Source organism: Burkholderia sp. LAS2 (assembly GCF_018417615.1).
GTDB classification, from domain to species: Bacteria; Pseudomonadota; Gammaproteobacteria; order Burkholderiales; family Burkholderiaceae; genus Burkholderia; species Burkholderia sola.
Map to the genome: position 1 here is coordinate 773,410 of NZ_CP071054.1, position 15,008 is coordinate 788,417.

At 69.8% G+C, this 15,008-nt stretch carries 15 protein-coding genes; 2 read left to right on the plus strand and 13 right to left on the minus strand.

Features of this window, described 5'->3' with window-relative positions:
* Nucleotides 1-99 precede the first annotated feature (99 nt).
* The 4 genes from JYG37_RS32630 to JYG37_RS32645 form a co-directional block, all read right to left on the minus strand.
* On the minus strand, nt 100-627 hold the full coding sequence (locus tag JYG37_RS32630; RefSeq protein ID WP_034196537.1) for a hypothetical protein: 528 nt from the start codon (nt 625-627) through the stop codon (nt 100-102).
* The gene (locus JYG37_RS32635) at nt 569-3,388 is read right to left on the minus strand and encodes an ABC transporter transmembrane domain-containing protein (protein WP_249746090.1); all 2,820 of its coding nucleotides are present in this window, start codon (nt 3,386-3,388) and stop codon (nt 569-571) included. The genes JYG37_RS32630 and JYG37_RS32635 overlap by 59 nt, the downstream gene beginning before the upstream one ends.
* A gap of 46 nt (nt 3,389-3,434) precedes the next feature.
* Complete coding sequence (locus JYG37_RS32640) at nt 3,435-4,298, minus strand: BON domain-containing protein (RefSeq protein ID WP_213346711.1); 864 nt, start codon at nt 4,296-4,298, stop codon at nt 3,435-3,437.
* Nucleotides 4,299-4,482: 184 nt separating this feature from the next.
* On the minus strand, nt 4,483-4,836 hold the full coding sequence (locus tag JYG37_RS32645) for a chemotaxis protein (protein ID WP_089437706.1): 354 nt from the start codon (nt 4,834-4,836) through the stop codon (nt 4,483-4,485).
* A gap of 268 nt (nt 4,837-5,104) precedes the next feature.
* Between JYG37_RS32645 and JYG37_RS32650 the strand changes: the two genes are divergently transcribed.
* The gene (locus JYG37_RS32650) at nt 5,105-6,703 is read left to right on the plus strand and encodes a PAS domain-containing hybrid sensor histidine kinase/response regulator (RefSeq protein WP_213346712.1); all 1,599 of its coding nucleotides are present in this window, start codon (nt 5,105-5,107) and stop codon (nt 6,701-6,703) included.
* Nucleotides 6,704-6,713: 10 nt separating this feature from the next.
* Here the strand turns inward: JYG37_RS32650 and JYG37_RS32655 are convergent, their stop codons facing one another.
* The 4 genes from JYG37_RS32655 to JYG37_RS32670 form a co-directional block, all read right to left on the minus strand.
* On the minus strand, nt 6,714-7,037 hold the full coding sequence (locus JYG37_RS32655) for a four-helix bundle copper-binding protein (RefSeq protein ID WP_213346713.1): 324 nt from the start codon (nt 7,035-7,037) through the stop codon (nt 6,714-6,716).
* A 44-nt stretch (nt 7,038-7,081) separates the two neighbouring features.
* A complete protein-coding gene (locus JYG37_RS32660; RefSeq protein WP_213346714.1) occupies nt 7,082-8,287 on the minus strand; it encodes a zinc-dependent alcohol dehydrogenase in 1,206 nt (401 codons plus the stop codon).
* A 143-nt stretch (nt 8,288-8,430) separates the two neighbouring features.
* Nucleotides 8,431-8,838, minus strand: a complete 408-nt coding sequence (locus JYG37_RS32665) for a DUF1269 domain-containing protein (RefSeq protein WP_249746091.1) — start codon at nt 8,836-8,838, stop codon at nt 8,431-8,433.
* Between the two features lie 107 nt (nt 8,839-8,945).
* Complete coding sequence (locus tag JYG37_RS32670) at nt 8,946-10,475, minus strand: FAD-dependent oxidoreductase (protein ID WP_213346715.1); 1,530 nt, start codon at nt 10,473-10,475, stop codon at nt 8,946-8,948.
* Nucleotides 10,476-10,708: 233 nt separating this feature from the next.
* On the opposite strand from JYG37_RS32670, the gene JYG37_RS32675 reads away from it, so the two are divergent.
* Complete coding sequence (locus JYG37_RS32675) at nt 10,709-11,449, plus strand: NAD(P)-dependent oxidoreductase (protein ID WP_176016187.1); 741 nt, start codon at nt 10,709-10,711, stop codon at nt 11,447-11,449.
* Nucleotides 11,450-11,474: 25 nt separating this feature from the next.
* Here the strand turns inward: JYG37_RS32675 and JYG37_RS32680 are convergent, their stop codons facing one another.
* The 5 genes from JYG37_RS32680 to JYG37_RS32700 form a co-directional block, all read right to left on the minus strand.
* Nucleotides 11,475-12,899 carry an aminotransferase-like domain-containing protein gene (locus JYG37_RS32680; protein ID WP_213346716.1) on the minus strand — a complete coding sequence of 475 codons (1,425 nt, stop codon included), beginning with the start codon at nt 12,897-12,899 and terminating at the stop codon, nt 11,475-11,477.
* A gap of 361 nt (nt 12,900-13,260) precedes the next feature.
* Nucleotides 13,261-13,509 (minus strand): hypothetical protein, encoded by a 249-nt coding sequence (locus JYG37_RS32685; RefSeq protein ID WP_006498393.1) that lies wholly within the window; start codon nt 13,507-13,509, stop codon nt 13,261-13,263.
* 35 nt (nt 13,510-13,544) lie between these two features.
* Nucleotides 13,545-14,000, minus strand: a complete 456-nt coding sequence (locus JYG37_RS32690) for a DUF1269 domain-containing protein (RefSeq protein WP_089490320.1) — start codon at nt 13,998-14,000, stop codon at nt 13,545-13,547.
* An 87-nt stretch (nt 14,001-14,087) separates the two neighbouring features.
* Nucleotides 14,088-14,540, minus strand: coding sequence for a phosphate-starvation-inducible protein PsiE (locus JYG37_RS32695; protein ID WP_050014020.1), 453 nt, complete (start codon nt 14,538-14,540; stop codon nt 14,088-14,090).
* Nucleotides 14,537-14,914 (minus strand): LysR family transcriptional regulator, encoded by a 378-nt coding sequence (locus JYG37_RS32700; RefSeq protein WP_213347099.1) that lies wholly within the window; start codon nt 14,912-14,914, stop codon nt 14,537-14,539. Before JYG37_RS32700 ends, JYG37_RS32695 begins: the two co-directional genes overlap by 4 nt.
* Between the last annotated feature and the right edge of the window lie 94 nt (nt 14,915-15,008).

Consider the following 15,008-nt stretch of genomic DNA (forward strand, 5'->3'; position numbering starts at 1 on the left):
GCATCGGGCCGGAGGCACATGCTCGCTGGCTTTTTTATAACCGGCTGTAAAAACCGGCCCGGGCAGCCGCGCCTGGGCGGCCCCACCTAGGCGGCCCCCTCAGATCGCGAGCCCGTCGGGCGTGGCCTGCGCGCGGTGCTTCGCGAGCGCGCGCAGGCAATGCGCGATGCAGCCCGCGAACGCCTCGTCGAACCACGGCTGCGCGCCCGACACGCCGACCACGATGCCGCCGAGCGCGACGCCGCCCCACAGGTTCGTGTCGCCCGCGCGCAGCCGGTACGGCTCCAGCGCCTGCACGACGTGGCCGTCGCGGCCCGTTTCCCACGACAGCCGCGCCTTGGCCCGTGCATACGCGCGATAGTCGGCGTCCCAGTCCTTCGGGTCGGGCAGCGAAAACTCATACAGGATCGCGTCCTCGAACGCCGCATCGTGCGGCCCGAGCGCCGGGTCCATGATCACGATGTGCAGGCAACCGCTGTCGCCGACGAAATCGCTCTGCAGCGCGGCGGACAGGGTCGGCAGCAGCAGCTCGACGGCCGCCACCGCGGCCTGGCGGTCCGCGAACGCGCTACCGCCGCGACGTGCGTTCAGGGCTTCGGGTGTCGTCGGATTCAGAAGGTTCGGCATGGATTTCTCCGGAGGAAAACGCGAGCGCACGCAACGCCGCGATCAGGTCGGCCGCTACCGCGGGCTTGGTCAGGTACGCATGGAAACCGGCTTCGACCGCACGCGTGCGGTCGCGATCGCGCGCATGGCCGGACAACGCCAGCGCTTCGAGCGGCGCACGGCCGTCGCGGTCGCGCGCGGCATCGAGCTGGCGCACGCGCGCCATCACCGCGTAGCCGTCCTCCTCGTCGTCGCCGAGATCGATGTCGCAGACGAGCAGCGCCGGCCAGTCGGCCCGGCGCGCGCGCCACAGGTCGTCCAGCAGCGCCTGGCCCGACGCATACGCGTGCACGTCGGCGCCGGCCACCTTCAAGAGCGCGGTGAGGGCCTCGCGCGCCTCGTCGTGGTCGTCCACGCACGCGATGCGCAGCCCGTCGAGCGGCTTCGCCGTGGCCGCCTTGCCGGCCTCCGGATGCGGCAACGCGCCGTCGGGCTGCATCGACGCCGGCGCCACCGCGTACATCGGCAGCGACACGTGCAGCGTCACGCCGGTATCGTCGCGTTCGCGCACGACGTAGCCGCCGGCCTCCTCGATCGCGTCCTGCAATCGTTCGAGATCGATCAGCGACAGTTCGGTGGCGTCGACGCCCGCGCACGCGATCGTGATTCGCGCTTCGGGGTCGTGGCGCGCGGTGCGCACCTCGAGCTGCCCGCCGCTGCTCGCGTCGATCGCGCCGCGACACAGTTCCCACACGAAGCGCCGCAGCGCGGCCGGATCGGCGTTGACGACGAGATCCTCGTCCGACACATGGCGGAACACCGGCACGCCGCGCTGCGCGGCCGCCTCCGCCAGCGAATCGAGCACCTGCGACACGAGCGGGTTGATCCGCACCGGCTGCCGCGCGAACTTCGCCTCCGTGCGTTCCAGTTCGCGCTGCTTCGCCTGCAGCGACCACATCTGCGCATACACGCCGCCGCTTTCCAGCAGCTCGTCGTGGGTGCCCTGCTCGACGAGCCGGCCGTACTCCATCACGAGGATGCGGTCGGCATCGACGATCGTCGACAGCCGGTGCGCGATGATGAGGCTCGTGCGATGCTGCGCGACGCGCATCAGCTCCTGCTGGATCGCGCGCTCCGAGCGCGTGTCGAGCGCCGACGTCGCCTCGTCGAACACGACGATCGGCGGCGCCTTCAGCAATGCGCGCGCGATCGCGACCCGCTGCCGCTCGCCGCCCGACAGCCGCACGCCGCGCTCGCCGACGCGCGTGTCGTACGCATCGGGCAGCCGCTCGATGAACGCGTCGAGCTGCGCGCCGCGCGCGGCCGCGATCACCTCGCCGCGGGTCGCGTCGCGCTTGCCGTACGCGATGTTGTACGCGAGCGTGTCGTTGAACAGGAGGGTGTCCTGCGGGACGATGCCGAGCGCGTCGCGCAGGCTGCGCTCGGTAACGAGCCGTAAATCCTGGCCGTCGATCCGGATCGTGCCCGCGTCGGGCTGGTACAGCCGGAACAGCAGCCGCGCGAGCGTCGACTTGCCCGAGCCGCTGCCGCCGACCACGGCGATCGTCTGCCCGGGCTCGATGCGGAACGACACGTCGAACAGGATCTGCCGGCTCGGCTCGTAGCCGAAGTCGACATGCTCGAACTCGATCGCGCCGCCGCGCACGACGAGCGGCTGCGCGCCGGGCGCATCGCCGTCCTCGCCGGGCTTGCCGCGCGCATCGAGCAGCCCGAACAGCCGCTCGATGTTCGTCATCGCGTCGTTCGCCTCGCGGAACACGAAGCCGAGCGCATTCAGCGGCAGGCTGATCTGGATGATGTATGCGTTGATCAGCACGAGATCGCCGATCGTCATCGCGCCGCGCGCGACCTGCTGCCCGGCGAGCAGCATCACCGCCGCGATCCCCGCGCCGATGCACGCGCTCTGCCCGATATGCAGCGTCGACAGCGCGTACTGGTTGTCGACGCCGGCCTCGCGCCATGCGTCGAGCACGCGGTCGAGGCGGTCGCGCTCGACGTCCTCGCGTGCGAAGTACTTGACCGTATCGACGTTCAGCAGGCTGTCGACCACGCGCGAATTCGACTCGGCCTCCAATGCGTTCACGCGCCGCTGGTAACGCATGCGCCGGCGCGTGAACACCACCGTATACGCCGCGTAGACGGCAAACGTGACGAGGATGATCGCGGTGAAGCCGCCGCCGTACTTGCCGATCACGATCACGAGCACCGAGCCGATCTCGATCGCCGTCGGCACGATCGTGAACACCGCGACGCCGAGCAGGTAGCCGATGCCGGCCGTGCCTTTCTCGAGGTCGCGCACGACGGCACCCGTCTCGCGCTGCGCATGAAAGCGCGCGCCGAGGCGATGCAGATGGCCGAACGTGCGCACGGTAAACGACGCGACCGTATGCTGCGTGACCTGCACGAACGTCATGTCGCGGACTTCGTTCAGCGCGTTCGACGCGAAGCGCACGACCGCGTACGCGAACAGCAGCAGCACCGGCCACGCCATCGGCTGGCCGGCCGCGCGACCGAAGCCGTCGACGATGTCCTTGAGCAGCAGCGGCACCGACACGGCCGCCGCTTTCGCGAGCACCAGCAGCACGATCGCCGCGAGCACGCGTGCGCGGTAATGCCAGATCGCGCGCCACAGTTCGACCGCGATCCGGACGCGCAGGCCGCGCCTGTCGTGGCGGTGGCGGCGATGGCTGTGGTCGCGCGGGTCGCGGCCTGCCGCCGCATCACGTTCGTTGACGGGCGTTTCGTCGATTCCGGTCGTCATGCACGCATTACTCGCGGTCGGGGGCGCGGCGTTTCACGCACGGGGCTCAATGGCGCGGTTCGCGCTCGCGGCCGCCCACCACGGTGCCCGGTTCGGGGTCGCTCGCGGCAGGCTGGGTCGGCGTGACGGTCCGCTGATCCGGATGCAGCACCATGCCCGTATCGTGTTCGTCGTCGCGGCGCACGCGCACGCGATTCTCGACGTCGCGCACGCCCAGGCAGCCGTCGGCCAGATCCTCGATGTCGTGCTTCATCCAGCGCGCCGGCACCGTGCCGTCCAGCTCGACGCGACCTTCCTTCACCTGCACGGCGACGTCGCTCACGTCGATCTCGAGCGCATGCGCGAGCCGCTCGCAGACGTCCTCGCGAATCCGCTCGTCCGAGCGCGTATAGCCTTTCGGCCCGCGGCGATGGCGCAGTGCGTCGCGCTCGGTGTCTCGGCCGAAGCGCGACAGGTCGGGGGCGCTGCCGCCGTAGCGCGGGTCGCCGCGCGGGTCGCCTATGTCGCGCTCGCCGCCGGATGCGCGCATCCGGTGCGGGCTGCGGAATTCGGGGCGCTCGCCGCCGTACCGGCCTTCGCGACCCTCCGCACGGCGACCCGGTTCGCCGTAGCCGCGCTCGGCGTCGCGCGCCGGCTGGCGCGCGCCGCCCGGCCAGTCCGGGTCGGCTGCGCCGCGCCGCTGGTCGGCCGGCCGCGCGGCGCGCTCGGTCCATTCGCTGCCCCAGTCTTCCGGGCCCACGTCCTCGCTCGCGAAGCGGCGGTAAGCCGATTCGTCATCTTCTTCCGGCCATCGGGCCGGGTCTTCCGGGATGCCGCGCTCGCCGGCGCCCCGGTACGCGCGTTCGTTGCGCTCGTGCCAGTCGGGCGGGCCGCCGCGCTCGCCGGACCGTCCGGGATATCGTCGTTGCATCGTGTCTCTCCTTGATCGCCTGCGCCGCGCACGGCACCGTGCCGCGTCGCGGCGCGCGTCGGTCGGGTGAATGCAAATCGCGTGCCGGCGCCGTGGCCGGGCCGCGACGGTTGCGCGCCGCAGCGCCGGGAAGCCGTCAGGCGCCCCAATCTGCAACGCGATTGCAGTTTTTGCGTGCCGGGCGTCACGGCGCGGCGCCGGATTCGTCCGGGTCGTCCGTGCGGCCGGGTTCGCTCAGCCGCTCGGTGCGGTCCGGCTCGATATCGGCGCCCTCCTCGAGCGTCGAATCGCCGTCCGCCGACGCGCGCTCGCCGGTCCCCGCGCGGTCCGTATCGCTGTCGAGCGCCGCGTCGCCGCGTTCGAGCGCGTGGTCGTCCAGCGGCGAATCGACGTCGAACGGATGGCGCCGCGCGCCCGCCGTGTCGCTGCCGCTATCGGACGAGTCGCTCGGGCCAAGGGCCCGGCCGTCGCGACCGCGGCTGGCGTTGTCGTCGTCCGGGCCGGCCGGTTCGTTATCGGGATTCAGCGTGCTGTTCATGTCGATCTCCTTGCCTGGCTTGCCGCCGCGCGATCGGCCGGACGGCCGCCGCACGGCAGGCGGACTGCCTTGGCGTGCAATCGGCATGCCGCGCCGGGCGCGGACGGCGGGCCCTGCGGACGGCACGGCCCATGCGCACCCATTGATCAGCTGAATCGAGTTCCTTTATGCTTTCGGACGTGCCAATTCGCTCCGTATGGCCGCCGCCGGCGCGCCCGGCGGCGGGCCGGCGACCTGCGGCCGCCCGTATGTTCAACTTGCCGCTCCGATGAAGAAAGACGACGCCGATCTCCAACCGCATCCGCCGCCGCCCGGTTCGCCCGACGCGCGCGACCTGCTGCACCGCTTCGCCGAATTCCGGTTTCAGACCGTGGTGGAGTCGATCACCGACTACGCGGTATTCATGCTCGACCCGCACGGCAATGTCGCGACGTGGAACGCCGGCGCCCAGCGCATCAAGGGTTACGCCGCCGCCGAGATCGTCGGCCACCATTTCTCGCTGTTCTATCCGTCCGACGCGATCGCGGCCGGCCGGCCGGCGCACGGGCTCGCGCTGGCCGCCGCGCACGGCCACTTCGAGGACGAAGGCTGGCGCGTGCGCAAGGACGGCACGCAGTTCTGGGCGAGCGTGACGATCACGCCGGTGCACGACGCGACGCACCAGCTGTGCGGCTTCATCAAGATCACGCGCGACATGACCGAGCGCAAGCGGCTCGAGGAGCTCGAAGCGTCGACGCATCGACTCAGCGTGTTCATCGCGATGCTCGCGCACGAGCTGCGCAATCATCTGGCGCCGCTGCGCAATTCGGTCGGCGTGCTGCAGAGCCTGCCCGATCCCGCGCCCGCGCTCGTGCAGTGTCGCGACGCCGTGCATCGCCAGGTCGGGCAACTGACGCGGCTCGTCGACGATCTGCTCGACGTCGGGCGGATCACGGCCGGCAAGGTTGAACTCGACGCGCGCCCCATCACCGTGCGCGACATCGTGTGCCGCGGCGTCGAAAGCATCCAGCCGAAGCTGGCCGCGCGCGGGCAGTGGATCCGCGTCGACCTGCCGACCGATTCCGTGGTCCTGCACGGCGACGACGCACGGCTCGTCCAGGTGCTGCACAACCTGCTCGACAACGCGTCGAAATTCTCGCCGCACGGCGGCCGGATCGACGTCGGCGCGCGGATCGAGGGGCCGTCGGTTGCGATCCGCGTCGTCGATCACGGCGTTGGCATCGCACCGGGCGCGCTCGAAACGATCTTCGACCTGTTCCAGCAGGAAGGCGCATCGGGTCGCTCCCCGTCCGACGGGTTCGGGTTCGGGCTCGGGCTCGCGATCTGCCGGTCGTTCGTCGAACTGCACGGCGGGCGGATCGTCGCGGAAAGCGACGGGCCCGGCGACGGCGCAACGTTCACGATATGGCTGCCGATCGCGCAAACGACCCGCAACGCCCCTTCCGCACCGCCCGCGCCAGCCGCGCTCGAACCGCCGGCCGACGCGCCGCTGCGCATCGTCGTCGTCGACGACAACCGCGATTCGGCCGATACGCTCGCGGTGCTGCTGCAAATGAAAGGGCATGCGCCGCGCGTCGCGTACAACGCGGCCGATGCGCTGGCCCTCGCGCGCGACTATGCGCCGCACCTGATGCTGCTCGACCTGACGATGCCGGACGTCGACGGCTTCACGCTGCTGCAGGAACTGCGCGCGATCGACGCGCTGCGCGACACGACCTGCGTCGCGCTGTCCGGCCATGCGCGCGCGTCCGACCTCGCGCGCACCGAACGCGCGGGCTTCGACGACCATCTCGTGAAGCCCGTCGAGATGGCCGTCCTCGACGCGCTGCTGCAGCGCGTCGCGCGCCAGGTTCAGGACACGCCGTAAGCGCCCGTACTCAGGCCATCGCGCGGCACATCGCCGCGCACGCCTCGCACGCGAGCGCGCAGCGGCGGCAATGCTCGTGCGCATGCCGCGAACACTCGGCCGCGCACAAGTCGCACGCGTGTGCGCACAGCGCGCAAATGCGCGGTGCGAGCCCGCTGCGGCGCGCCATCGCGCCCGACGCTAAGCGGCACAGCTGCGCGCATTCGATGTCGAGCGCGATGCAGCCGGCCAGCGCGTGCACGTCGCGCTCCGCGAGGCAGGCGGCCGCACAGGTGTCGCACGCGTGCGCGCACGCGTCGCACGCGGCCATGCAGTTGTCGTATTGATCGCTCATCGCAGTTCTCCCGGTTTCGGTTTGCATCGTTTCGGTTCGTGTCGTCACGGCGTCAGCTTCACTTTCATCCAGCCGGGCTCGCGCACGTCGAACGCGCGATACGCATCGATCGCGTTCGTCAGCGGCTCGCTGCGCGTGAGCACCGACAGCGGATCGAACGCGCCGCTGCGCACCAGCTCGACGAGCGGCGGCGTCACCGTCCGGTGATTGCAGTTGCCCATCTTGATCGTGAGGTTCCGGTTCATCGCCTCGCCGATCGGAAACACGCGCGCCGCCTGCGGATACACGCCGATCACCGAGATCGTGCCGGCCTTCGCGACCGCGCGCACCGCCCATTGCAGCACCTGCGACGGCCCGTCGCCCGGCACCCAGTTGCGGCCGTCCGGCTTGCGGTGCGGCGCGATCGCGTCGACTTCCGCATCGAACGCGCGCGCGGCGTCGCGATCGGCGGCGGCCGGCCCGTGCGTCGCGCGCATCGCATCGACGCCCACCGCGTCGATCACGCGATCGACGCCGATCTCGCCCGTCAGCCGCAATATCGTGTCGACCGGATCGTCCTCGGAAAAATCGACGATCTCGGCGCCCTGCGCGCACGCCATTTCGAGTCGCGACGCGATGCGGTCGACCGCGATCACGCGCCCGGCGCCCATCAGCTTCGCGCTCGCGATCGCGAACTGCCCGACCGGCCCCGCGCCGAACACGGCGACCGTATCGCCCGGCTTCACTTCCGCGAGCTGCGCGCCGAAATAGCCGGTGGGGAAGATGTCCGACATCAGGATCGCGCGATCGTCGTCGATCGCATCGGGCAGCCGGATCAGGCTCGCATGCGCAAGCGGCGTGCGCGCGTATTCGGCCTGCAGCCCGTCGAACGGGCCCGTTTCCGCCGGCCCGCCGAAGAACGAAGTGCCCGCGCGCGGGCCGCCGGGGTTCGCGACGTCGCATTGCGCTGTGTAGCCGGCGCGGCAGTACGCGCAGCTGCCGCACGCGATCGTCGACGGAATCAGCACGCGATCGCCGCGCCGCAGGTTGCGTACGTCGCGCCCGACCGCCTCGACGATGCCGACGCCTTCGTGGCCCAGGATCGTGCCGGGCTTCATCCCGCCGAGCGTACCGCGCACCATGTGCAGATCGGTGCCGCAGATCGCGCTGGCGGTCAGGCGCACGACCGCGTCGGTCGGCGCGGAGACTTCCGGATCGGGCACCGTGTCGATGCGAATGTCGCCGATGCCGTGAAATACGACTGCTTTCATGTCAGGCCCTCCTTGTCGAAAGCGGAAACGGTGAATGTGACCGTCGAGCCGATCGAGCAAGGGGTGCGCCTGTGCAGCGCGCGGCGCGCGGGGATGCGCGGGCGGGAAGCGCGGCGATTTCGGGGAAGGACCGTGCCGGCGCGTCAGTTCGTCGGCGGGTTGTTGCCGCCGTTGCCGTCGTTGTCGTCGCGCGCGTTCGAGATCGCTTCGACGAGCTTCAGTTCGTCGTCGATCGACAGCGTCGTGTCGACCACTTCGCCGCCCAGCGGCGCGAGCGCCGCGCTCAGCGCGTAGATGTCGACCTGCGTCGCGGCCAGCCCGAGCGACACTGTGCCGGGACGCGCCTTGCGCGCGACGCGGTCGGTCAGCGCATCGTCAACCGGCCGTTCGCGCCACGCGTCGAGCGACGATTCGATGTGCGCGACCACATTGTCGAGCAGCAAGCCGGACGATACGCGGCCCGGGTCGACTGCATGCGTGCGCAACTGTCCGTCGGTCGAGCAGGCGACGATCACGACAACCGCGAGCGCGACGACGTGCCGGTCGCGCAACGTGCCGAGTTCGGCCGGCGCGGCGCGAACTCGGTTTCGAAACGTGCACGGACGTCGGGGTTCATCTCGTCTCCCTTCAAGGTGCGGTGGGGGTCGTCATGCTGCTTTCAGGCGGACGCGATCTGCCGCTCGAGCGCCGCTTCGGCCTTCAGGCTGTCGAGATCGCGGGCGATCGTCACGACCGCGCGCCGCGTGTTGCCGCGCCAGTATGCGATCGAGCAGTCGTGCGCGCCGAGGTCGCCGTCGATCTCGACGCGATCCCATTGCTCCGCATGCCCGACATAGCGGAGCGTCAGGTCGTAATGCTGGCTCCAGAAAAACGGCACCGCGTCGAACGGCCGCTGCTGGCCGAGCATGTTGCGCGCGGCGATGATGCCCTGCCGTTCGGCGACGACCCAGTGCTCGACGCGAATCCGCTCGCCCGTCAGCGGATCGGGCCAGCGCGCGATGTCGCCGGCCGCGTAGATGCCGGGCGCGCTCGTCTGCAGGAAGCGGTCGACCGTCACGCCGCGCTCGACGGCGAGCCCCGCGTCCTGCGCGAGCGCGACGTTCGGATGCACGCCGATGCCGACCAGCACGACGTCGGCCGGCAGCACGTCGCCGTTCGACAGCGTCACGCTGTCCGGTCCGATCCGCGCGGGCGTCGCGCCGAGGTGGAACACGACGCCGTGCGCTTCGTGCAGCGCCTTGATCGTGTCGCCGAGCGCGTCGCCGAGCACGCGGCCCATCGGATGCGGATCGGGCGCGACCACCTGCACGTCGAGCCCGCGCGTGCGCAACGCGGCGGCCGCTTCGAGCCCGATGAAGCTCGCGCCGACCACCACGCAGCGGCGCGCCGTTTTCAGCCTGGCGATCAGCGCATCGCAATCGGCGCGCGAGCGCAGCACACAGACGTGCGGCAGATCGGCGCCGGGCACGTTCAGCCGGTTCGGCTCGGCGCCCGTGGCGAGCAGCAGCGCGCCGTATTCGATACGACTGCCGTCGGCGAGCTCGACCGCCCGCTGCGCGGGATCGATGCGCGCGACCCGCGTGTTGCAGCGTACGTCGATCCGCTGCTCGGTATAAAACGACGGTGCGCGCAGCGGCAGCCAGTCGGCCTGAGCCGTGCCCGCGAGGTAATCCTTCGACAGGTTCGGCCGGTCGTACGGCGGATCGGCATCGGCGCTCAGCAGCGTGATCGGATGCGGATAGCCTTCCTGCCGCAGCGTGACGGCTGCCGCGATCGCGGCCGCGCCGCCGCCGACGATCACGACCGAGGCCGGCAGCCCGGCCGCCTTCAGCTCGGGCGGCACGGCGGCCGGTCGCGCATCGATAACGACCGCGCGGCCGTCGCGCCGCTCGACGCGCCAGCACGGCAGCCCGTCGAGCGCCGGTGCGCGCTCCATCTCGCCGGTGCGCAGGCAGAACGCCGCGTGATGCCACGGGCAGCGAATCGTGTCGCCGACCAGCAGGCCCTTGGCCAGCGGGCCGCCGTAGTGCGGGCATTGCGCGCCCACCGCGAACAGTTCGTCGCCGCGGCGCACGAGCAGCACCGCCGCATCGCCGACATGGCCTTCGATCATCGCGCCGTCGGCGAGATCGTCGAGCGCGATCCCTTGCGTGAGATCGGGTGAGGACGCAGCATCGCTTCCAGTCATGACGTGGCTCCCGAAAAGTCAGGTAACGATCCCATTATCGACATCCCTCCTGAAAAGAACAGGTACAGACGCCCCGCAGCGCACGAGAAACGCGGACTGTAGCTTGTACGCGATCCACGACCGGCGTAGAACGTGATCGACGTTGCGGCGCAACACGCCGGCCGCGCTGCGAGCGCCCGCGCGACCCGCGCAATCCGCGTGCCGCCTTCCCCCTGTCACAGGAGCGCTACCCGATGGCCACCGTGCTGTGCGTGCTCTACCCCGATCCCGTCGACGGCTATCCGCCGCGCTACGTGCGCGATGCGATGCCGGTCATCACGCGCTATGCGGACGGCCAAACCGCGCCGACGCCGGCCGGCCCGCCCGGCTTCCGGCCCGGCGAACTCGTCGACTCGGTGTCCGGCGCGCTCGGCGCAGGGCGCATCGGTCTGGCCGTGCTGCGCCGGCTGCACCCGTTCGGCCTGCCTCTGCATTACACGCAGCGCCACCGGCTCGATGCGTCGATCGAGCAGGCGCTCGCGCTCACGTATCACGCCGACGCGGCATCGCTCGCGAGCGCCGTCGATATCGTCAGCCTACAGATTCCGCTGTACCCGTCGACCGAGCACCTGTTCGACGCGGCGATGATCGCGCGGATGAAGCGCGGCGCGCACCTGATCAACACCGCACGCGCGAAGCTGGTCGACCGCGACGCGGTCGTGAATGCGCTCACGTCCGGCCATCTCGCCGGCTATGGCGGCGACGTGTGGTTTCCGCAGCCGGCGCCCGCCGATCACCCGTGGCGCACGATGCCGTTCAACGGAATGACGCCGCATATCTCGGGCACGTCGTTGTCCGCGCAGGCGCGCTATGCGGCCGGCACGCTGGAGATCCTGCAATGCTGGTTCGACGGCAGGCCGATCCGCAACGAATACCTGATCGTCGACGGCGGCACGCTCGCGGGCACCGGCGCGCAGTCGTATCGGCTGACATGACGTCGCACCGCGCGCGGCGGCGCGCTCAGCCGACGCAGGCGGCAGCGAGCTTGCCGACGGCGACGACCGCCTGCTCGATCTCCGGCGACCACGGGCTGCTGTAGTTCAGGCGGATGAAGTTTCGATAGGTGTCCGCGATCGAAAACATGTAGCCCGGGCCGATCGTGATCCCCTGCTCCAGTGCAAGCTGGTACAACCGCATCGCATCGACCTGCGCCGGCAACTCGACCCACAGCACATACCCGCCCGCCGGGCTCGACATGCGCGTGCCCTCCGGAAAGAACCGCGACACCATCGCGCGCATCAGGTTCGCCTGCTGCGCATACGCCTTGCGAATTCGCCGCAGGTGATGCTCGTAGCCGTCGCGTTCGAGAAACTCCGCGATCGCCAGTTGCGGCAACGACGGCGTCGCGAGCGTATTCAGGAACTTCAGCTTCTCGACCTGATCGCGGTAGCGGCCCGGCAGCGCCCAGCCGATCCGGTACGCGGCCGTCAGGCTCTTCGAGAACGACGAGCAATGCAGCACGATGCCATGACGGTCGAACGACTTCAGCATGCTCGGATGCGTGTTGCCGAAATACAGTTCGTTGTAGACGCCGTTCTCGATGATCGGCATGCCGGCCTTCGTTGCGAACTCAACCAGTTCGCGCTTGCGCTCGTCCGGCATCTGGAAACCCAGCGGATTCTGGAAGTTCGGCATCACCATGCACGCGGCGATCGGCTGCGACTTCGCGATCGCGGCCAGCGCCGCGATGTCGATCCCGTATTCCGGATGCGTGGCCACCTCGATCGCCTTCATCCCCATCCGCTCGATCGCGTGCAGCATCGCGTAGAACGTCGGCGATTCCACCGCGATCGTGTCGCCCGGTTTCGCGACCGCCTGCAGGCACAGGTTGATCGCCTCCGTCGCGCCGACCGTCACGATGATCTCGTTCGGGTCCACCGACATCCCGTTCTCCAGGTAGCGGCGCGCGATCTGCCGGATCAGTCGCGGATGGCCGGGCGGCAGCCCGTCGGTCACGCCCCACAGCGACTTGTCGCGGCCGGCCGCATACGCGTAGCGGTTCAGTTTCTCGAACGGGAACAGGCTCGGGTCCGGATACGGCGAGCCGAGCGGCACCGCGTCGTCCGTGCCGATCGAGCGCAGCGTCGACAGCACGAGCCGGCTCACGTCGACCGACGACGAGATCGCGATCGGCTTCGACGGCCGCAGTTCGCGCACCGGCGCGTGCCCGTCGTCGCGCCGCAGGTTCACGAAATAGCCGGACTGCGGCCGGCTTTCGAGCAGCCCGCGGCTTTCCAGCAGCAGATACGCATGCAGCACCGTCGTGATGCTGATCCGGTGCTGCTGGCTCGCCTGCCGCACCGACGGCACACGGTCGCCGTGTCGATATACGCCTTGCCGAATGAGTCGCTCTACGTCGTTCGCAAACTTCTCGTAGAGCTTCATCCGCCTCGCCCCGGCCGCGATGAACCGGCTTGCGCCGCATGGTCGGCACGGCCGCGCCGACGCATGAAGCCGGATAGCCGTCGCCGGGCGCGGGTGTCCCGGCTGGAACCTCGTCCGTTATCGAAATTGAAGGCGGATAGCAATGCGAATCTCATCAAGACAAGGTTCGGCATCCTACTGCGTCATTTCGGCGAATGTAAGTGACAGTTTGGCGAGGAAACGTCAAATCAGGCCGGCGTGGTGAACAGATGCGCATGCGACGTCGCGACCGCCGTTCGCCGCGCGCACGTCATGATGTCCCGAGGATGGCGGAGCGGCCGGCGGTGTTGCGAAGCCCGGCCATGCGGGGGCCCGCTCGCCCTCACGCGTCGTCGACGTTGTCCGCGTAGTGGTCGATCGCGACCTTGCACTCGTCGAACACCACAGTCAGCAGCGCGACGTCGTTCGACTCGAGCCACTTGCGGATCTGCAGGAACTGGCTCGTGCCGAGATCGGCGAGGCGGCCCGGATCGTCGGTCGTCACGTCGACGCTCGCGATCGCGCGGTTGCCGGGCAGCGGCGACAGCGTCGCCGCGATGTCGAAGCGGCGGTACGATTGATCGATACGCATGCGGTTCTCCCGACTCGGTTCGAAAAGGGGCGGGCTCAGTCGAGCGTCTGGCGAAACACCTTGCCGCCGAATCCCGTGACGACGTTGTCGACCGAGAACGGCGTGTCCTCCTTCGCTTCGAGAATGACCGCGACGCTGCCGGGCACGAGCCGCGCCGCGACCGTCTCGACGAACGTGCCGTCGAGCAGCGCGTTGCCGGCCGCTTGCGCGAGAATGCCGGCGCCCGCGCCGGCCGCCATGCCGGTCACCACGCCGAGCGGTCCGGCCAGCAGGCCGAGCAAGCCGCCCGCGATCGCGCCGATCACGCCGCCCCTGAACGGCCGCGATTCGGCGTCGAGCACCGCGAGCTTGCCGTTCGCGTCCTTCTCGACGACGACGCCATTCTCGATATGGAATCCTTCGTTCTTCTCCGACAGCGCATCGAAATCGTTCGCGGCCCGGCGGGCCGTGTCGACGCTGCCGAATACGGCGACGATCAATTGCCTGGTCATGCGACACCTCGCGTGTTGGGATGAGAATGGGGCCGCCGCACGTCGCACGGCGCGCCGGGGTTCGCTTCGAATGCCGCCCGGGCCGCGTTACTTGCGCACATGCACGTCGTCCTCGACATCGTCGACGTCCGCCGGAAAGCGATGCTGGCCGAAGCTCAGGATCAGCACGCCGACCGCGAGCAGCACGATCCCGAAAGTCGTCATCAGCATCCGCTCGGGGCTGTCGGTCGCGCCGCGCAGGATCAGGTCGCGCGCGAGCGACGTCATCGCGATGAACAGCGGAAACCGCACCGGCAGCCGGCCGAGCCGCAGGTAGCGCAGGTCCATCGCGAGCACTTCCAGATACAGGAACATCAGCAGCAGGTCCGTCAGCGACACTTCGCCCGCGAGCACGACCTTCCACGCCTCCTGCGTCATCGCGAACGCGGTCGCCAGCCCGATCACGACCAGCCCGGCCAGCTCGGCCGCGTGAAGGAAATGGCCGAAGCGGCGACGAATGCGCTCGGCGGTCGTATCGGCGGATGCAGTGGAAATATTCAACGCGTTGTCCGGTGCAGTGTCGTCGGTGCCGCGATCGATGCGCCATCGCTGCGGCGGGGGGTGTCGGGAAACGGAAAGCCTGCGACGGGCGGACGGGAGACCGTTGCGCACGCACCGGTTCCGATCGCGCCGGTCGCCTGCGCGACCGCAGACAGCGTGCGCCGGCAACACGCATGAAACGCGACGCCGGCCTCGGTGCATACGACGTCGTCGCCCGAGCGGTCCAGCAGCAAGCGGCAACCGAGATAGCGTTCGAGGCCATCGAACCGCGCGCTCACCTGCGCGACGTCGAGCTTCAGATCGGACGCCGCGCCGGACAGCCCGCCGTGCTCGACGATTGCACCGAAAATACGCATCGCTTCCAAAAGGTTCATCATGATGGTCGTCGTCGGGCGGAGCGGAACCGTGGCGGAACCGTAGCGGGACCTAATCTACTGCACGCGACACGCACGCTCAAGAGCACAGCGC

What these genes read in the sequence shown, in the direction of transcription:
- JYG37_RS32690 (WP_089490320.1), bottom strand. Translation starts at nt 14,000, where the DNA reads ATGACCAGGCAATTGATCGTCGCCGTATTCGGCAGCGTCGACACGGCC.
- JYG37_RS32660 (WP_213346714.1), bottom strand. Translation starts at nt 8,287, where the DNA reads ATGAAAGCAGTCGTATTTCACGGCATCGGCGACATTCGCATCGACACG.
- JYG37_RS32700 (WP_213347099.1), bottom strand. Translation starts at nt 14,914, where the DNA reads ATGAACCTTTTGGAAGCGATGCGTATTTTCGGTGCAATCGTCGAGCAC.
- JYG37_RS32645 (WP_089437706.1), bottom strand. Translation starts at nt 4,836, where the DNA reads ATGAACAGCACGCTGAATCCCGATAACGAACCGGCCGGCCCGGACGAC.
- JYG37_RS32655 (WP_213346713.1), bottom strand. Translation starts at nt 7,037, where the DNA reads ATGAGCGATCAATACGACAACTGCATGGCCGCGTGCGACGCGTGCGCG.
- JYG37_RS32680 (WP_213346716.1), bottom strand. Translation starts at nt 12,899, where the DNA reads ATGAAGCTCTACGAGAAGTTTGCGAACGACGTAGAGCGACTCATTCGG.
- JYG37_RS32685 (WP_006498393.1), bottom strand. Translation starts at nt 13,509, where the DNA reads ATGCGTATCGATCAATCGTACCGCCGCTTCGACATCGCGGCGACGCTG.
- JYG37_RS32675 (WP_176016187.1), top strand. Translation starts at nt 10,709, where the DNA reads ATGGCCACCGTGCTGTGCGTGCTCTACCCCGATCCCGTCGACGGCTAT.
- JYG37_RS32670 (WP_213346715.1), bottom strand. Translation starts at nt 10,475, where the DNA reads ATGACTGGAAGCGATGCTGCGTCCTCACCCGATCTCACGCAAGGGATC.
- JYG37_RS32640 (WP_213346711.1), bottom strand. Translation starts at nt 4,298, where the DNA reads ATGCAACGACGATATCCCGGACGGTCCGGCGAGCGCGGCGGCCCGCCC.
- JYG37_RS32650 (WP_213346712.1), top strand. Translation starts at nt 5,105, where the DNA reads ATGAAGAAAGACGACGCCGATCTCCAACCGCATCCGCCGCCGCCCGGT.
- JYG37_RS32630 (WP_034196537.1), bottom strand. Translation starts at nt 627, where the DNA reads ATGCCGAACCTTCTGAATCCGACGACACCCGAAGCCCTGAACGCACGT.
- JYG37_RS32635 (WP_249746090.1), bottom strand. Translation starts at nt 3,388, where the DNA reads ATGACGACCGGAATCGACGAAACGCCCGTCAACGAACGTGATGCGGCG.